The 16,758-nt window shown below is 56.5% G+C and carries 19 protein-coding genes; 6 read left to right on the top strand and 13 right to left on the bottom strand.

The window, feature by feature from the left end; all coding sequences use genetic code 11:
• Positions 1 to 48: 48 nt before the first annotated feature.
• On the top strand, positions 49 to 762 hold the full coding sequence (locus CRO08_RS11680; protein WP_097036348.1) for a hypothetical protein: 714 nt from the start codon (positions 49 to 51) through the stop codon (positions 760 to 762).
• Between the two features lie 23 nt (positions 763 to 785).
• On the opposite strand, the gene CRO08_RS11675 is transcribed toward CRO08_RS11680, so the two are convergent.
• The 3 genes from CRO08_RS11675 to CRO08_RS11665 are packed head-to-tail and all read right to left on the bottom strand — an operon-like array spanning position 786 to position 4,272.
• Positions 786 to 1,613, bottom strand: coding sequence for a hypothetical protein (locus CRO08_RS11675; RefSeq protein WP_097036347.1), 828 nt, complete (start codon positions 1,611 to 1,613; stop codon positions 786 to 788).
• A 16-nt stretch (positions 1,614 to 1,629) separates the two neighbouring features.
• Complete coding sequence (floA, locus tag CRO08_RS11670) at positions 1,630 to 2,601, bottom strand: flotillin-like protein FloA (RefSeq protein WP_072810990.1); 972 nt, start codon at positions 2,599 to 2,601, stop codon at positions 1,630 to 1,632.
• A 42-nt stretch (positions 2,602 to 2,643) separates the two neighbouring features.
• Complete coding sequence (locus CRO08_RS11665) at positions 2,644 to 4,272, bottom strand: nodulation protein NfeD (protein ID WP_255252346.1); 1,629 nt, start codon at positions 4,270 to 4,272, stop codon at positions 2,644 to 2,646.
• A gap of 11 nt (positions 4,273 to 4,283) precedes the next feature.
• Between CRO08_RS11665 and CRO08_RS17390 the strand changes: the two genes are divergently transcribed.
• Positions 4,284 to 4,406 carry a hypothetical protein gene (locus tag CRO08_RS17390; protein ID WP_255252345.1) on the top strand — a complete coding sequence of 41 codons (123 nt, stop codon included), beginning with the start codon at positions 4,284 to 4,286 and terminating at the stop codon, positions 4,404 to 4,406.
• Position 4,407: 1 nt separating this feature from the next.
• On the opposite strand, the gene rd is transcribed toward CRO08_RS17390, so the two are convergent.
• The 4 genes from rd to CRO08_RS11645 all read right to left on the bottom strand — a co-directional run bounded on the left by rd (position 4,408) and on the right by CRO08_RS11645 (position 7,852).
• Positions 4,408 to 4,572, bottom strand: a complete 165-nt coding sequence (gene rd, locus CRO08_RS11660; RefSeq protein WP_097036346.1) for a rubredoxin — start codon at positions 4,570 to 4,572, stop codon at positions 4,408 to 4,410.
• 100 nt (positions 4,573 to 4,672) lie between these two features.
• Complete coding sequence (gene mqnE, locus CRO08_RS11655; protein WP_097036345.1) at positions 4,673 to 5,713, bottom strand: aminofutalosine synthase MqnE; 1,041 nt, start codon at positions 5,711 to 5,713, stop codon at positions 4,673 to 4,675.
• Between the two features lie 37 nt (positions 5,714 to 5,750).
• Positions 5,751 to 6,440 carry an NAD-dependent deacylase gene (locus CRO08_RS11650; protein WP_097036344.1) on the bottom strand — a complete coding sequence of 230 codons (690 nt, stop codon included), beginning with the start codon at positions 6,438 to 6,440 and terminating at the stop codon, positions 5,751 to 5,753.
• Positions 6,441 to 6,478: 38 nt separating this feature from the next.
• Positions 6,479 to 7,852 carry a M20/M25/M40 family metallo-hydrolase gene (locus tag CRO08_RS11645; RefSeq protein ID WP_255252344.1) on the bottom strand — a complete coding sequence of 458 codons (1,374 nt, stop codon included), beginning with the start codon at positions 7,850 to 7,852 and terminating at the stop codon, positions 6,479 to 6,481.
• Positions 7,853 to 7,886: 34 nt separating this feature from the next.
• Between CRO08_RS11645 and CRO08_RS11640 the strand changes: the two genes are divergently transcribed.
• From CRO08_RS11640 to CRO08_RS11630, 3 genes are read left to right on the top strand one after another with little or no spacing between them, the layout of a single operon-like run.
• Complete coding sequence (locus CRO08_RS11640; RefSeq protein ID WP_097036931.1) at positions 7,887 to 9,080, top strand: dihydroorotate oxidase; 1,194 nt, start codon at positions 7,887 to 7,889, stop codon at positions 9,078 to 9,080.
• A gap of 9 nt (positions 9,081 to 9,089) precedes the next feature.
• Entirely contained in the window at positions 9,090 to 9,662 is a 573-nt protein-coding gene (locus CRO08_RS11635; protein ID WP_072810980.1) for a hypothetical protein, read from the top strand.
• A gap of 10 nt (positions 9,663 to 9,672) precedes the next feature.
• Entirely contained in the window at positions 9,673 to 10,443 is a 771-nt protein-coding gene (locus CRO08_RS11630; RefSeq protein WP_097036342.1) for a TlpA disulfide reductase family protein, read from the top strand.
• A 94-nt stretch (positions 10,444 to 10,537) separates the two neighbouring features.
• Here CRO08_RS11630 and CRO08_RS11625 read toward each other — a convergent pair whose 3' ends face one another.
• Positions 10,538 to 10,900, bottom strand: a complete 363-nt coding sequence (locus CRO08_RS11625) for a hypothetical protein (RefSeq protein WP_072810972.1) — start codon at positions 10,898 to 10,900, stop codon at positions 10,538 to 10,540.
• A 110-nt stretch (positions 10,901 to 11,010) separates the two neighbouring features.
• Between CRO08_RS11625 and CRO08_RS11620 the strand changes: the two genes are divergently transcribed.
• Positions 11,011 to 11,472 carry a hypothetical protein gene (locus CRO08_RS11620; RefSeq protein WP_141398354.1) on the top strand — a complete coding sequence of 154 codons (462 nt, stop codon included), beginning with the start codon at positions 11,011 to 11,013 and terminating at the stop codon, positions 11,470 to 11,472.
• A gap of 77 nt (positions 11,473 to 11,549) precedes the next feature.
• Here CRO08_RS11620 and CRO08_RS11615 read toward each other — a convergent pair whose 3' ends face one another.
• The 5 genes from CRO08_RS11615 to CRO08_RS17385 form a co-directional block, all read right to left on the bottom strand.
• Entirely contained in the window at positions 11,550 to 12,815 is a 1,266-nt protein-coding gene (locus CRO08_RS11615; protein ID WP_097036340.1) for an SUMF1/EgtB/PvdO family nonheme iron enzyme, read from the bottom strand.
• A gap of 28 nt (positions 12,816 to 12,843) precedes the next feature.
• Positions 12,844 to 13,677: a diadenylate cyclase CdaA gene (gene cdaA / locus CRO08_RS11610; RefSeq protein ID WP_072810962.1), complete on the bottom strand. Its 834-nt coding sequence runs from the start codon at positions 13,675 to 13,677 to the stop codon at positions 12,844 to 12,846.
• Positions 13,664 to 14,575, bottom strand: coding sequence for a dihydropteroate synthase (folP, locus tag CRO08_RS11605; protein ID WP_097035667.1), 912 nt, complete (start codon positions 14,573 to 14,575; stop codon positions 13,664 to 13,666). The genes cdaA and folP overlap by 14 nt, the downstream gene beginning before the upstream one ends.
• A complete protein-coding gene (ftsH, locus tag CRO08_RS11600; RefSeq protein WP_369684804.1) occupies positions 14,576 to 16,375 on the bottom strand; it encodes an ATP-dependent zinc metalloprotease FtsH in 1,800 nt (599 codons plus the stop codon).
• 61 nt (positions 16,376 to 16,436) lie between these two features.
• The coding region (locus tag CRO08_RS17385; protein WP_255252342.1) for a hypothetical protein at positions 16,437 to 16,758 on the bottom strand (322 nt) is incomplete at its 5' end.

The raw sequence follows: 16,758 nt of genomic DNA, 5'->3' as shown, positions 1-16,758 counted from the left end.
AAAGATGAGTCTTATCGAAAATAGTTTATATTTAAAGCAGGAGAAGATATGAAAGCCGTTCGAATATGCATTTTTGCGCTGCTGTTTGCGTCAATCGCCTTCGCAGAAGGTGCTGCTCAAGATAAATCGCATTATTTTGGCGGGCGTTTTGCCTTCGGGTTTGACTATGTGTGGGATAACGCTCCGGTAAGGGGCACGTTCGGCTCGGCAAAAGACGGTGTCGGGGAGGCGGCGTTGGGTAATTTCGCGGGTCTGGGAATAGAAATCGGCGCTTCGTACATGTATCGGCTGAACGGCTTTGTCGGGTTTGTAGGCGAGGCGGAATTTAGTATGGCCTGGTTCCGGCTGGACGAAGATGTTTATGGCATCCCGCCCGAAGACCCCTATGGTGACCAGATGAATTTCGGGTTGTATGTGTATAGATTTGCATTCCCGGTCTTGGTTCGGGTCGTACCGATATCAAAGTTCTATCTTGAGGCTGGCGCCCAGTTTAACCTGAATGTTGACGGCGATATCGCATCGATTGAAGATGACGGTGATGAGTCTTTTGGCTTCGACGTGGAACCGCTCGGCTGGTCTCTTGTTTTCGGTGGTGGATTTAATATCGGCTGGGATTATTTCCTTGGAATGCGCTTTGTCATGGACATGACCCGTATCGAAAAGGACGGAATTGTCGAAATGACAAAAGGGGCCGCTTACCGAGAAGCGTCCCCCATGAAACTATGGAGCCTGCAATTTAGTTTTACGGGCTATTTCCTGTAGGCGTCAACAGGTGCTTGTCCTGGCTACCTGTACTGTGTGCTCCAGCGGCGCTTGAAGCGCGGCTCGTCCAGCACCTTCGCCCAGATGAATCCCCTGCGCACGTCGGCAAGGCTCCTTGTGGAAACGAGCGGAGCACGGCGCGGCTTTGGAGCGGCTTCGCTGTCGGCGTCTGCGGCATCCACGTCGGTAAATGCAGCGGCGCTTTCCCTTGCAGATTTTGCACGGCCTTCAAGGCTGTTCAGCTTGCGCTGGCGTTCCAGTTCCTGTTGGCGCGCCTGTTCCATTTCGGCGTCTGCGGCAGGTTCCTGCAATCCGGTGGGTTCTTCCGCGTTCTGCTGCGGCGTCACGTGCCTTTCGTGCGAGAGCAGGTTGTCCAGTTCGTCCATGTCGTGCACGAGCACGTCGTGTTCGCCGTCTTCCATGTCGCGCCCGATGATGCGGTACTTCTGCAGGTCGTTTAACGCAGAGATAGCATCGCCTTCGCTCAGGTTGAATTCATCCATCAGGAATTCTGCATCGACGACGTCCAGTTCAATTACTGCTTCTGCAATATCGCGGAAGGTTACCGGCATGTTCGGGTCGTGATGCCTTTCCACAGGGGGCGTAGGCGGCTCGATATTGCCCTGAGCGGCTTCCCGCTGGGCATTCTCGAACTGCTTGATAAGATCCTGCAGGGAACGCGGGGGCTGAACTTGCGGCTCCTGCGCTTCTTCCTCAGAATCTTCCGCATATTCGTTGTCGTAATCGCTGGGCCTGGAGGGGGGCAGTTGATTCTGCTCCCTTGACTTCTTGACCTTGTTCTCGACAATCGCGATGACGGCTGCGATGGCTAGGAATATTAGGGTTTCCATATTGCCCTACGGTTGCTTACTTGGCCTCGGGTGCGTTGCCGATTTCTTTACGCATCTGCGTGTCGGCTTCGATGTTCTTCAGGTTGTAGTAGTCCATCACGCCGAGCTTGCCGTCGCGGAGTGCGGTTGCCATGGCCATCGGAATCTGGGCTTCGGCTTCCACGAGTTTCGCCTTCATTTCCATCACCTTGGCCTTCATTTCTTGTTCGGCGGCGAAAGCCATGGCGCGGCGTTCTTCTGCCTTCGCCTGTGCAATCTTCTTGTCGGCCTCGGCACGGTCGGTCTCGAGGATGGCGCCGATGTTCTGGCCCACGTCCACGTCGGCGATGTCGATGGAGAGAATTTCGAATGCGGTTCCGGCGTCGAGGCCGGAGGCGAGCACCTTCTTGGAAATCATGTTCGGGTTTTCCAGCACTTCCTTGTGGCTTACCGCAGAACCGATGGAAGACACGATGCCTTCGCCAACGCGGGCGATAACCGTTTCTTCGCCGGCACCACCGACGAGCTTCTGTATGCTGGCGCGCACGGTAATACGGGTAATGGCGTGCAGCTGGATACCGTCAAGGGCCACTGCGGAAACCTTCGGGGTCGTGATGACCTTCGGGTTCACGGACATCTGCACGGCTTCGAGCACGTTACGGCCGGCGAGGTCGATGGCTGCGGCTTCCTTGAAGTCAAGTTTGATGTTCGCCTTGTTGGCGGCAATCAAAGCCTGGATCACGCGGAGCACGTTACCGCGGCTAAGGTAGTGGGCTTCGAGCAGGTTCGTATCGACCGGGAGGCCTGCCTTGCAGCTGAGGATGCGGGCTTCCACGATGACCTGCGGGGGCACCTTACGCAGGCGCATACCGATGAGCTGGAAGATGCTCACGTTTGCCCTGGAGAACAAGGCCTGGAGCCAGAGGCTGAAGAATTTGCCGATAAAGGCGAGGAGGATGATGACGGCAATCGCCGCGATAATGATTCCAACGATAAGGAGTGTATCCATTGTTTGTCTCCGGTGTTATTTTTTCAAATTCTACTAAAATTTTTAGGCGTTCTCGTCCAGAACGACCCAGATATGGCCTTCCTGCACGGATTCGACCTTCACGCGGGTGTTCGACTCGATGATTTCGCCGTGGGTCTGCACGTCAAAGAGTTTGGTGCTGCCATCGGGCATGGTAAAGCTGGCCTGGCCCACGGGGCGCAGGAACGTCTTTGCGATGCCGGTGTCGCCCACATGCACTTCCTGCACGGATTCCGTGGGGGAAGCTGCCGTCTCGAGGTCGGTCTTGAGCATGGGAGTCCAGCCCTCGGGCAAAAGCGGAATCAGGTACTTGCTGGCGGCAATCGGGAACACGAGCGCGACGCCCGCACAGCACAGCATGTAGAGCAAACCCAGTAGCCATGGGGTCGCATCGAACGTCGTCTCGACGGCGTCGGGAACGTATTCCGGGAGTTCTCCGGGCGAGAACGACATCGCAAGCGCGATAATCATGCAGATGATGCCACCGATGCCGAACAGGAAGGTTCCGGGCATCACGAAGATTTCCACAAGGAAGAGGATGACGCCTGCGACGAGCAGGATGGCGGGAATGTAGCCGTCGAGCTGCGGGGCGAACTGCCCGAGGAACACGATGCCGATGAGGATGATGCCGATGATACCGAAGAGCCCGAAGCCCGGGGTCTTGAATTCGATATAGAGCGCGCCGAACCCGATAATGAGCAAGATGCCCGAGATAGCCGCGATGGCGGCGGCGATGTCTTCGCCGAGCGTGGTCTCGACTTCACTGGCCTTCTCGATGGCAAGTGTGGTCTCGAATTCGTTACGGTCCTTGAACGTGCCCTTCGAAAATCCGAGTTCCTCGGCTTCCTTGTCGGTCATGGTCAGGAGTTCGCCCTTCTTCACGAGGATTTTCGGGGCGCCCCAGAACTTCTTTTCGAGGCTGTCGAGGACAGCGTATTTCTGGCCCTCGATGATGAGCGTCGTGTCGCGTTCCGTCTTCTTGCCCTTGTCGAGCTTGGCGGTGAGTTCAAGCACTTCGAGTTCCGGAGTTACGAATGCGGAACTCAGCAGTTCGGGGTAGCCGTTGCGCTGGGCGAGGTTCCTGAACTTTGCGCGGAGCGGGGACTGTATTTTTTCGCCGACGATTTGCGGGGTGCCGTCGCCGCCCTGCACAATAGGCGCGCAGTCACCGATGGTCGTGGCTTCAAGCATGTAGAGTTTTTTGCAGGCGAGAGCGATGAGGCTGCCCGCGCTGATGGCCTTCTTCTTCACGAGGGCGATGGTCTCGGGGCCCTTGACCGCCATGATGGTATCGACCAGGTCGAAGGCGGCATCGAGCCTGCCGCCGAAGGTGTTGATTTCGAATACGATGTAGTCCGGGTTTTCCTTGAGGGCGTCGGCGATGGCGCGTGCGCAGAAATCGTACATGGAGGGTTCTACGTCGCCTTCAAGTTTGATCCAGACGGCGCGCTTCTTTTTCAGTTCCTGGATGGCGGAGTCTCCGGCGGGTGTTGCACTGTCCGCCATGACGGTCGAGGCTTCACCGGCAGGGGCGGCGCTCTCTTCGGCGGGGCTTGCCTTGGCGGATTCCGAGGCGGTCATGGCTGTCGTAGCGGCTGTCGCGAAGGCTGCAACCAGCAGGAGGGAAGAAAAAAATCGGCTAAAAAGTTTCATAACCTTAATATATGAAGATTTTAGAACAAAATGTTGTAGAAAATGAAAAAATCGCACGGATAAGCGCTCCGGTTTGCCCCAGTTCGCCGGATAAAAAAATCGCCCCGTTGCCGGGGCGCGTGAAAATCACTTGAGTTAGTCTTCGACCTTGGAGAACATGTCCTTGCCGACTCCGCAGACGGGGCAGACCCAGTCATCGGGAATGTCTTCGAAGGCAGTGCCCGGGGCAATTCCGCCATCGGGGTCGCCGACAGCCGGGTCGTAGATGTAGCCGCAAGGGTCGCACATGTATTTATCCATAATTTCCTCCAGTAGGGGTGTTGTGTCTCTTTTGTGTAATATACAATTTTTAGAGTGCGCGGTGCCACTTTTTGCAATGAAAAAAGTGCCCGAGTTCGCGCTAGGAAAAGCGCTCGTACAGTGCATCCCTTTCGACCGGGATAAGGCCTTCGTTCGTAATGAGGGCCTTCATGCGTTCGGGGCTCATGCCTACGGGCACGGTGGCTCCGGCGGCGTGCGTAATCTTTTCCTCGATAATCGTGCCGTCCAGGTCGGAGGCTCCGGCGTGTAGCGCCTTCATCGCGGTCTCGATGCCCATCTGTATCCAGTAGGCCTTGATATGCGGGAAGTTGTCCAGGAATAGGCGCGCGACGGCGACAGTGCGCAGTATATCCTCTTCACTCGTGATGTTCGGGACGATCTTGTGCAGCGCGTTGTGCTCCGGGTGGTACACGAGCGGGATGAACGCGAAGAATCCGGGTGCCTCGTCCTGCAGGTCGCGCAGCATGCGCATGTGGGCGATGCGGTCTTCGGGCTTCTCGATGTGCCCGAACAGCATGGTGGCATTTGTCGGGATGCCAATCCTGTGTGCGGCGCGGTGCACGTCGAGCCATTCCTCGCCGGTCTCCTTGCCGGGGCAAATCTGGTCGCGCACGCTCTGCACCAAGATTTCCGCGCCTCCGCCGGGGAGGGCGTCCAGGCCCGCTTCCTTGAGCGTGGTCATGATCTGCAGGGGCGTCTGGCCTGAGATTTTCGCGAAGTGGCAAATCTCTACCGCGGTAAAAGCCTTCAGGTTCACTTTCGGGAATTCAACGCGCAGTTTGCGCAACATCTCGATGTAGTAATCGAAGGGATGGTCCGGGTGGAGCCCGCCTACGATGTGCAGCTCCCGCGCGCCTCCGGCAATTGCCTCTGCGGCCTTGTTCCGGATGGTGCCGTAGTCCCAGTCGTATGCGGTCGGGCTATCCTTCTTGATTTTCGAGAAGGCGCAGAACTTGCAGTGCAGTACGCACACGTTCGTGTAGTTGATCTGGCGGTTGTTCACCCAGTACACGGATTTCCCGTGCAGGCGTTCCTTCTCGGCGTTTGCGCGTGCGCAGAGTTCGTCGAGCGGCGCGTTTAAAAACAGGTCTAAAGCTTCGGATTCGCTAAGTCGCGGCATTTTATACAAACTATTTATCGCGCGTTGGTCGCACGTATTACTTAAACTCTTCGCACCACTTGGGTACGATTTCGGTTGCCTTGCCCTGCACAAACACGTCGGTATCCGGGTCGTGTGCGGGTATTTCGAGGTTGAGGCAGGTCACCTTCGCGCCAAAGCGCTTGGCGAAGTTCTTGAAACCGGCGGCGGGGTACACGACGCTGCTCGTGCCGATGTACACGAACTCGTCGCAGTCGCGCAGTGCGTTCTGTATCATGTCCATGTAGAGCGGGACTTCCTCGAAGAACACGATGTCGGGACGGGTGCCGGCTCCGCAGAACGGGCATTTTGTTTCGAGCGTCTCTTCACCGTTGAACATGAATTCGTGGCGTTCGTCCTTCATGCAACGGAGTTTCATCAGATCGCCGTGCATATGGAGAATGCGCTTGCTGCCCGCACGTTCGTGCAGGTCGTCGACGTTCTGGGTCACCAGCAGAAAGCGGTCGCCCAGGCGCTTCTCGAGTTCGGCGAGTGCAATGTGGGCTGCGTTCGGCTTGTGTTCGGGGAGCCCCTTGCGCAAGAAGTTGTAGAAGTCCATGACGCGCTTCGGGTCACGACGCAGAGCGCCGGGCGTGCAGACGTCCTCGATATTCTCGTGTTCCCACATCCCGTCGTTTCCGCGGAAGGTGCGGAGTCCGGATTCTGCGCTAATTCCTGCGCCCGTCAGTACAACCAGTTTCTTTTCCATGTTTTTCAATATAGCAAATTCTAAAAAATGGGGTCGCCCTATGCGAGCGATACAAAGAACAGCGTCTCGGCGACAATGCCCGCCTCGAAGTCGGGGAGGTAGAGGCTCTCGTTCTCGCCATGGGCCGCGCATTCGGGGTCCTCGAGGCCGGTGAGCAGTATGGGAATGTCGCCAAAGGTCTTTCGGAAGAGTTCTGCACCCGGGATGCTTGCACCGCAGCCGATGAACTTGGTATCGTTCTTGTAGGCTTGCGCCATTGCTTCGCTCATCTTCCTGAAGAAGGGGTGCTGCGTGTCGGTGACGAACGGGTTTGCTCCGTCCTCGATTTCGGCGGTAAATTCGAGCCCGTTCGGGACCTGAGCCTTCAAAAAGTCCAAGAGCATTTGTGAACAGCGGTCCGCGTTCATGCCGGGCGCAAGCCTGATTCCGATGCGGGCGTAGGCGCAGTCCTGGAGCACGTTACCCGCGCTCGATCGGTTGCCCGACTCCATCGCGGTCACCACGATGGAAGGCCTGCGCCAGAGTGATTCGAGAATTTCCCCTTCGGGGACGGTGAGTCTTACTTTGTCCAAAACGCCGCTCTCGCTGCGGAACGTCTTTTCGCTGTAGCCGAGACTGCGGTACGATTCCAGTTCCTCGGGCGTAGGCGGTACGAGGCCATCCTCAAAATTCGGGATGGCGATGTTCCCGCGTTCGTCGGTCAGCGATGCTATCATGCGGCAGAGTGCCTGCGCGGGGTCTGGAATCGGGCCTGACCAGCTACCGGAATGGAGCGGCGTCTTGGTGCTGCGGAGGGTGATGTTCACCGCGCTCATCCCGCGGAGTGTCGTTGTGATGGAGGGTGTCCCCTTCGCGAAGTTCCCGAGGTCGGCCACAATTACCGCGTCGCACTTCAGGAGTTTCGCGTGCTCGCGCAATATTTCTGCGAAGCCCGCGCTTCCGGATTCTTCTTCGCCCTCGATAATGAACTTGAGGTTCGGTCCCTTGTCGCCGAGCATTTCGCGTACCTGTTTGAATGCCGCAAGGTGCGTGATGATGCCAGCCTTGTCGTCGGCGGTTCCGCGCCCGTAGATGCGGTCGCCACGAATCTCGGGTTCGAACGGTGCGCTGTTCCACAGCGCCTCGCGCATGGTGGGTTGCACGTCGTGGTGCGCGTAGAGTAAAATCGTGGGTTTGTCGGGGCTCGTGAGGCTCTCCGCATATACGGTCGCTCTCCCGCTTGGCGGCAACAAGAACTGCACATTCTTGAGCCCCGCCTCCTCGAACATGGCCTTTACGGCTTCTGCGCTCTGTTGCACGAATTTCTGGTCAAAGTTGTCAAAACTGATGGATGGAATGCGCACAAGGCGCTTGAGGGCCTCGATATAGCCGTCGAAATTTGCATGAGTAGTCTTTTCTACGTCCAAAAGCACTTTTGTTACCTCTTTTTTTTGTAATTTAAATAATATGGCGAATGATTGCATCAACCACGAATATTATTTGCGTTTTAGCGACAAGGTTCTTGCGCTTATCCGTAAGATTTTCCACAAGTCTCCGGAGTTCAGGCACGACTCGTTCAAGCACGTCGCACGTTTTGCTCCGTTTATTCCCTTCATGGGCGGCCGCCCAGATCTTTCGAAGCCGCTCCGTCGCGTAGTAACTTTCACCGACCGCAGCAACTCGCTTTACCTCGGGTGCCCCATCATCTTGGCCGCCGGTGCGAACAAGACAGCTCTCCGTATAAGGGATTACGCGAACGTGGGCTTTGGCGGCATTACGGTCGGTACTGCCACGCGCCATTTCCGCGAGGGCAACACCCACAGGCCTCGCATTGGCTTTTTGGAAGAAGACCGCGCTATCCACAACAGTATGGGGCTCAACAACGAGGGTGTCGAGGTTATCGCGCGCCGCGTAGATGCACAGCTCGTGAAGGCGCACAAGGCCGGGCTCTGCGTGGGCATTTCCGTTGCAGAAACTCCGGGCCTTTCGGACCCTGAAGAAAAACTGAAGGATATCGTCGAGAGTTTCACGATTGCCTACCGCGCGGCGGACTACATCGAGATTAACGTGAGTTGCCCCAATACGGGCGAGTCGCGCGTCGATTTGGACATGAGTTTCTCGGAACGCATCTTTACCGAAATCATGAACGTGAGAAATTCCCAGACGCTCAGGAAGGCGGTGTACGCGAAGCTTAGCCCCGACCTTTCGGAACGTCACCTGATTTCCATCATGGATATGCTTGTCCGGACCGGCGTGAACGGTGTGGTCGTTGGCAATACCTACCCGACGGCGAAGATGAGCGAACTCCCGATGAACGCGAAGTTCGATGACCTGACACCGCTCCGTGCCGATGGCGACTGCGGCGGTATGTCGGGCAGGCCCCTGTTCGATAACATGGTTTGGAACGTGAAGTACATCCGCGAGCATTACCCGCAGATGAGCGTTATTGCGTGCGGCGGCATTGATCACGGCTACAAGATTTACGACCTCATCAAGCTCGGTGTCGATGCGGTGCAGTGCTACTCCGTGGTGGCTTTCCGCTGGATGGCCGCACATGCCATGCGCAACGAACTTTACGATGCCCTGGTAAACGACGGCTACAAGTCGCTTGGCGAATACGACGACCGTAATCCCAAGAAGCCGATGGTCCGCTCTGTTTAGTTTGTTTGGATGATGTTCCGTTCTCTTACTTTGCTTGTGGTTCTGTTTGTCGCGGGCGCGTGCCTGGCCGATGACTTTATGGGGCTACCCATAGAGGACCGCGCAAAGAAGGATGAACGCCCGCTGCCCTCGTTCCTGTTTGGCGGGGGAGCGTCGCTCGACTACTACCTCAAGACATTCGATGGCTCGGTGGGTGTCGATGCCGAATACAGGCTGCACAAGAATCATTCTCTCGGAGTTTTCGGGACGGTTCCGTTTGCTGCCGAATTCCTGGAGGCGGGCATTGACTGGCACTGGTATTTCCTGGGCTCGCTCATGCGCTCCGGTCACGATGACTTTCTCAAGTTTGCGGTATCGGGCTTCTACCTCGATCACGAGGACGGCTCGCATTTTTCGCCGGTGGTGTCGTTCGGGTATGGCCGTGACATTCTCTTTTTTGAAAAGGGCTCGATTGCAGGGAGGCTTGAATTCTTTGGCAGCTACGTGATAGGCGAGCCTGTCGAGAAGGAAAACGAGCATCTGCCGATTGTGGAGCCGGTAAGGTTCTTCCTTTACCTGAAATTTTCCGTACTGTTCTTTTAGAGGTTAGACTATGCGATTTAGTTTATCTGCATTTATGCTGGTTTTGTTTGCTGCGGTTCCCTCGTTTGCGGGTCCGTGGCTCGGGCTTATTTTCAAGAAGACTGAATTCGAGAACCACCTGGCACTCGACGTGAAGGGCGTGCATCCCGGTTCGGGCTGTATGGCCGCGGGCATTGTCGCGGGTGACAAGGTTATCGGCTTTGCGGGTAAGCCGCTTGCCGACATGTCGCAGATAACCTCCGTCATTTCCGGTTCAAAGACGGGCGCTACCGTTGCGGTCGAAATCCTGCGCGACGGCAAGAAGAAAAACCTCAAGGTAAAGCTCACCGACCGCCCCGATGACATCAGCAGCCTCACGGGTTCTGCCATCGGGAGCAAGATGGCGGAATTCGGCAAGAATTTTTATCAGAATGCTGACCGGCGGAAAGATAAACCGAAGGCGACATTGCTGGATTTCTGGGCCACATGGTGCGGCCCCTGCAGGCAGACGCTCCCGATTCTTGAAAACCTCTACAACAAGCTCGGCAACCAGGGACTGGAAGTCATCGGTATTGCCGACGAGGCTCTCCCGACGCTCAACGCATTCTACGAGAGGCAGCACCGCTCGCCGTACCCGCTCTACCGCGACGCAAAGAAAGAAATGTGGATGCGTTACGGGATTCGCGCCGTACCGACGCTCATGCTGCTCGATAGCGAGGGCTACATCAAGGGCGTGTGGAGCGGCGTGCCCAATGCGAAGGCGCTCGAACAGATTGTTGTCGAGACGATGAGCGGCAAGTAGGCCGCGCGCGATAAACGATAAACGATAAACGACCGAAACTGCAAAAAAAAAGCCGCTTTACAGCGGCTTTAAATTTTTTGCGGGTAATCCGGAATTACTGGATTGCGGGCTTGGAGAGCGTCGCGAAGATCTTGTCGTATTCTTCCTTCGTGATGCGCTTATAGCCGGTAGTGATGTCCGCGAACAGGTAGTATGCGGAATCGCCCTTCACTGTCATGGAGTAGTCCATATCCACGTTGTTCTTGCCGCGGAGAGCGCCATCCACGACCTTTGCGGTGAGGTCGCCGTAGATGTTGCGGATAATGAAGTCTTCGCCGTTCTCGGTAAGGACTTCAAAGATTGTGTTCGCGTCGCTCTGCCAGTAGCCGATATAGGATTCCGTACCGGTCTTTTGACCGCAGGCGGTGAACATCAGGGGGAGAATGGAAACGGTAATGAGGGCGAGAATCTTTTTCATGCCATTAAAATAGTATTTTTGTGTGCGGGAAAATGCAATTTTTTGTTAAACATTTGTATTTAATTGCGCCTATTCTTGCCATTGCGGCTGTGGTGGGCGGGTACTTCTTTTTGAATTCAAGAATACAGCCGGTCCAGCATGTCGAAATCAAGCACGAAGAAATCGTCTTTGATGCGGAAGAATACCTGCGCAGCCTGAAGGCGAAAAACAAGCCGTTCAACCAGCAGGGTGTGCACCTGCTTTTGCTTAAGAGAACCCGCCAGAAGGAGGGCGTGTATCTTGAAAGTCTGCTCCCTGCGATGGATAGTGCCGGAATCGAAGTGGTGCATTGCTTCCATAAGGTGATGGGCGATGATTACGTGCCCGTAATTACGAGTGGGAATGACTACCCGTATCACGCGAAGAACTCGAAGCACTACATGAATGCCGCGCTAGATTTTCGGATAGTTAACCTGCCGATGAACAAGCGCCGCGAGCTGGTTGAAATGGCCCAGTTGCGTCTGGGGTACCGCTTCCGCGTGCTGTGGGAAAAGGGTGAAGCCGAGCACTTGCACGTGGAGTTACTTGATTGATGATTGATAATTGATGATTGATGATTTCACATTATCCATCATCCATTATCAATTATCCATTATACAACGCTTCTTGTTTACCTGCAACATCTAAAGCCGACACTCGGGTACTGGTTCTGCGGATAGAAGCTGAACTTGCTGTCGGTGCACTTGCTTTCGTTGTTCGTGTTCCAGGCGCCGCCTGCCACGAGGAACATGTTCGGGTGGTCCTTGCTCTTGGTCGAGGTCCACTCCCACAGGTTTCCGTTCATGTCGTACATGCCGAACCAGCTGCGGCACTGTTCCTTGCGCCCACTGCGTTTCATGGCCTTGGTGTTCGTGTTGCACTTGTTCTGCTTGTAGCCGTCACCGTACGAGAAGCGTGTCTTGTCCTTGCCGCGGCATGCCGCCTGCCATTCGTCGATGCTGCAGAGGTGCTTGCCTGCCTGCTTGCAGAGTTCTTCCGCCTGCTCCTGGCTCACCATGTCGCGCGGGTTGGCGTCAGCTTCGTTCGGGTATTCGTAGGCGTCCACGCAAACGGTCTTCCCGCCAACGGGCACGGGGTAGGCGTTCTTGCCGCAGATGTTGTCCGAAGCCATGTCGTATTTTGCTTCTTCCCACTTGGTGCGGTTCCCGACGGAATCTTCCGCAAAGTAGAACACGCTACCTGTCTTGTTGTATTCCACGGCCTTGCCCGCCTCTACGGGGTTCAGCGTGTCACCGATGGAAAGGTACGTTTTGCACTTGATTTCGTCGCACTTGACCTTCAGTTTGATGGGGTCGTAGTAGCGGCCGCTCGGCGGTACGATTTCGGCGGAGGGCGGAGTCTGGTCTGCGGCGCGGATGCTATCCTGTACGCGTTTCTTTTCGAGAGAATCGAGGCGGGCCTTCTCAACTTTTGCGAGGCTGTCGGCGACTGCCGCGAGCGAATCGTTGCGGGCTTTGTCGGCGGCTGCGACGCTGTCGCGTACGTGCTTGATGCTGTCGCGCACGTGGCGCAAGCTATCCTTGTTTATTTCGGGCTTGAGCGAGGCGAGCGAATCGGCGATGCGTATGGAGTCTGCGACTCTAGCACTGTCTGCAAGGCGTAAACTGTCGGCGATGCGTGCGGCTTCTGCGTTCGCGAGGCTGTCGGCCTTTGCCTGCTCGAGCCTGCGCAGGCTATCGAGAATGTGCTTCTGGCGCGCTTCCAGTTCTGTTTCCTGTGCCTTCTGCTGGGCTTCCTGCTTAATTTTGTCGAGCTGGCACTGCACAATGAAAAGGCAGACGAGCAGAAGGAACATGATGACCAGTACGGCGATGTTCTTCTTCTTTCTCTTGCTCGCGTTCTTGCTTTCTTGCGTATTTTCGTTGTTCTCGTTCATATTGCCGTAGTTCTAAAAAAGTTTATTGCTAGTTGTCTTCTACGTCGACCTTCTCCGGTACAACGACCTGTTCGCGGAAGAGTTCTGCCCAGTGGCGCTTGATTTCGGCTTCAAGTTCCTTGATGGAAAGCTTGCGGCGCAGGCTGTTACGGTAGGCGATGGAAATGCCGCCCGTCTCTTCGGAAACGACAATCACCATGGCATCGCATTCTGCGGCGAGTGCCTTTGCAGCGCGGTGACGCATGCCGTAGCCCGCATCGCCTTCGGCGTTACCCGTGGGCATGGGGAGGATGCAGCCTGCGGCAACGATGCTGTGGCTGTTCAGGAGCACTGCGCCGTCGTGGAGGGCGGAATTTGGGAAGAACAGTGCCCTCAGCAGGCGTGAACTGATTCGGGCGTTCAGGATTTCACCGGTTTCTTCGTAGTTGCGGAGTCCCACGCGCTTTTCGAGCACGATGAGCGCACCCACATGATTCTTGGCGAGGTCCTGCACTGCAGACGTAATGGATTCGGTAACTTCGTCGAGACCGCTGGAATGGAAGAACAGTTGCCGTATGTCCGCGCGGCTTATGGTTTGGCCTATGCGGGTAAGGGCGCTTCGGATTTCGGGCTGGAAAAGAATCACGAGCGCGATGATGCCGATTCCGGTAAGGTTACTGAGAATCCACGAGATGCTCCGCAGTTCCCACCACTGGGCGATGAGCCAGGCGACAATCAGCAAAAGGCCACCCACGATCATCTGCACGGCGCGCGTGCCGCGGAACAGCAGGAACACGTAGTAAAGGAGAATGGAAATCAGGAGGACATCCAGGATGTCGGCCATTCTCACGTCGATAACGTCAAAAAGTTTAAACAGTACCACGGGTCTTCAGCGCCTCCAGGTAAAGTATAGATTCTTTTGTCTCCCGCACGTCGTGAACGCGGAGTACGGATGCACCCCCGAGGACTGCGATAATGCCTGCAGTGACGGTGGGAATGAGCCTGTCGCTTTTTTCGAGGCCTGCAATCTTCCCGATATAGGACTTTCGGGATGTGCCCACAAGGATGGGGTAGCCTTCCGCGAGGAATTCTTCGGTGGATTTCATCAGGTCGATATTGTCCTGAGCGGTCTTTCCGAAACCGATGCCGGGGTCGATGCAGATTCTGGACTTCTCGACGCCCGCCTTGATGAGGGCTTCCGCGCGCGATACAAGTTCTTCGCGCACTTCCGTGACCACGTTCGCATAGGGCTTGAAATCCTGTTGCATGTTCCCGAAGGTCCCGCGCATGTGGTTGAGTACCACGCTTGCGCCGGTACTTGCGACGACTCCCGCCATTTCGGGGTCCATCGCGCAGGCGCTGATGTCGTTTATGATGTGCGCTCCGAGTTTCATGCATTCGCGCGCGACACGTGACTTTACGGTATCGACCGAGATGTAGAACTCGCGGGAACCCGGATTGTCGAGGTCTCCCGAAATGTTTGCAAGCTGAGCGAGCGCCTCCACTACGGGGCACACGCGGTCCATTTCTTCCTGCTCGCTTACGGGGGCGCTACCGGGCCTGCTGCTTTCTCCGCCGATATCGAGAATGTCTGCACCCTGCTGCAGGAGCGATACCGCATGTTCGTATGCCGCCTCGGGCGAGTTGTGCTTGCCGCCGTCAAAGAAACTGTCCGGAGTCACGTTCACGATTCCCATCACGAGAGGCGTGGAACAGGGGATGACCTTGTTCCCGACTTTCCAGGGGAGGGCGCGACTTTGTTCCAGGACAGGCTTCAGCATCTACGAGTTTTCCTGTTCGTGCGGTTCGACTGTAGTTGAATGTGCTTCGCCGTCGCTCACTGACGGCGTAACGGTTGGTGAGCCTGCCGAACCACCGCCAGCGGGGGCGGGCTTGATTTCGGCAACGGGCGCATCGGCGACCGGGGCTACCGGCGGCTGCTTGCCCGGGTCGGGCGGGGGAGTCTCTTCGCGCTTCTTCTTTTCGGCCATCTCTTCGAGAGCCTGGTACTGGCGGCTCTTCTTGGTACCGGTGAGCTTTTCGCCCGCCATGACCTTGTCGATTTCTTCGCGGTCGAGAACTTCGAACTCGAACAGCGCTTCGGCGAGGTCCACGAGCTTGTCCTTGTGTTCTTCGATGAGCTTGCGTGCGGCTGCATCCAGACGCTTGATGAGGCTGTTGACCGCGTTGTCAATCTTCTCGGCCATCATCTCGGACATTTCCTTCGGTTTGCTTATTTCGCGGCCCAGGAACACTTCGCCATCGGTGCGGCTGTAGCATACCGGCCCGATTTCGTCGTCGAAGCCCCATTCCGTGACCATCTTGCGTGCAAGTTCGGTGGCGCGCTGGATGTCGTTGCTTGCACCCGTGCTCTGGTGGTTGAAGAATATGAGTTCTGCAAGGCGGCCCGACATCATAATCATGATGCGTTCTTCGGCGTACTCGCGGCTGTAGCTCACCTGGTCGCGTTCCGGGAGGCTCATCGTGACGCCGAGAGCGCGGCCGCGCGGGATAATCGTAATCTTGTGGAGCGGGTCGCTGTGTTTGCACAGGAGCGTCATGAGGGCGTGGCCCGCTTCGTGGTAGGCGGTGTGGCGCTTCTCTTCGTCGGTCATCAGGAGCGTGCGGCGCTCGGCACCCATGCTGAGCTTGTCGCGTGCTTCCTCGAAGTCGAGCATCGTTACCTTCTTGTTGTTGAACCGTGCGGCCAGGAGGGCCGCTTCGTTCACGAGGTTCTCGAGGTCGGCACCGGCGAGGCCCGGTGTTCCCTTCGCGATGGCACTCACGTCAACATCCTTGTCGAGAGGTACCTTGCGCTTTTTCAAATGCACCTTCAGGATTTCTTCGCGTCCCTTCAGGTCGGGCAGTCCCACCACGATCTGGCGGTCGAAGCGTCCCGGACGGAGCAGCGCCTTGTCAAGCACGTCGGGGCGGTTGGTGGCTGCAATCAGGATGACGCCTTCGTTTGCAGCGAAGCCGTCCATTTCCACGAGCAGCTGGTTCAGTGTCTGTTCGCGTTCGTCGTGCCCGCCACCGAGGCCTGCGCCACGCTGGCGACCCACGGCGTCGATTTCGTCGATAAACAGGATGCACGGGGCGTTCTTCTTGCCGGTCTCGAACAGGTCGCGCACGCGGCTTGCGCCCACGCCCACGAACATTTCCACGAAGTCCGAACCTGACATGCTGAAGAACGGCACTCCCGCTTCGCCGGCGACGGCGCGTGCGAGGAGCGTCTTGCCTGTACCCGGAGGCCCCACGAGCAAAGCGCCTTTCGGGATTCGTCCACCGAGTTCGTCGTATTTCTTCGGGTCCTTCAAGAACTCCACGAGTTCCTGCAAGTCCTGCTTTGCCTCGTCGCAACCCGCCACGTCGTTGAACGTGGTCTTCTTCTTCGGGTCGTTACCGATAATCTTTGCCTGGCTTTTGCCAAAGCTGAACGGGTTCTTGCCGCCACCGCCCATCTGGCGGCTCGTCATTATCCAGAAGAACGCAATGATGAGGAGAACCGGGAGGAACGCCATGATGGTGTCTATCCACGTAGTCGATTCGTGGATGACCTTTACCTTCACGCCCTTGAACATTTCCCATGCGGTAATCTGCTCGTTAGAGATTTCGAGCATGTGGCTTGTAAAGTGCTTGGTGTCACCAGCATTGTCGGAACGCGTAAAGCGCGCGATGGGGCTCTTGTTCTTGGCGGCTTCGGCAATTTCTTCGGGCTAAGCTTGTAGGCGCCCTCGATGATGATGCCGTCGGGGTCTTCTGCAGCGAAAGTTCGGTAATGACCTTGGTGGAGTCTCCCATCATGGCCAAAAATTCGGTGCGAGTCAGGTTCTGTTCCTTGTCCTGCCCGGTTAGCGGGAACATCACGAACAGCATGACAAGCATAATAAGAACAATGATAAAGTTCCGATTCTTGAACGGGGAGGCGGCTTCTTGATTTGGCTCATTATAATCCTTTATATAT

The organism is Fibrobacter sp. UWT3, assembly GCF_900230125.1.
Taxonomy (GTDB): Bacteria; Fibrobacterota; Fibrobacteria; order Fibrobacterales; family Fibrobacteraceae; genus Fibrobacter.
This window is presented reverse-complemented; position numbering and strand designations above follow the sequence as displayed.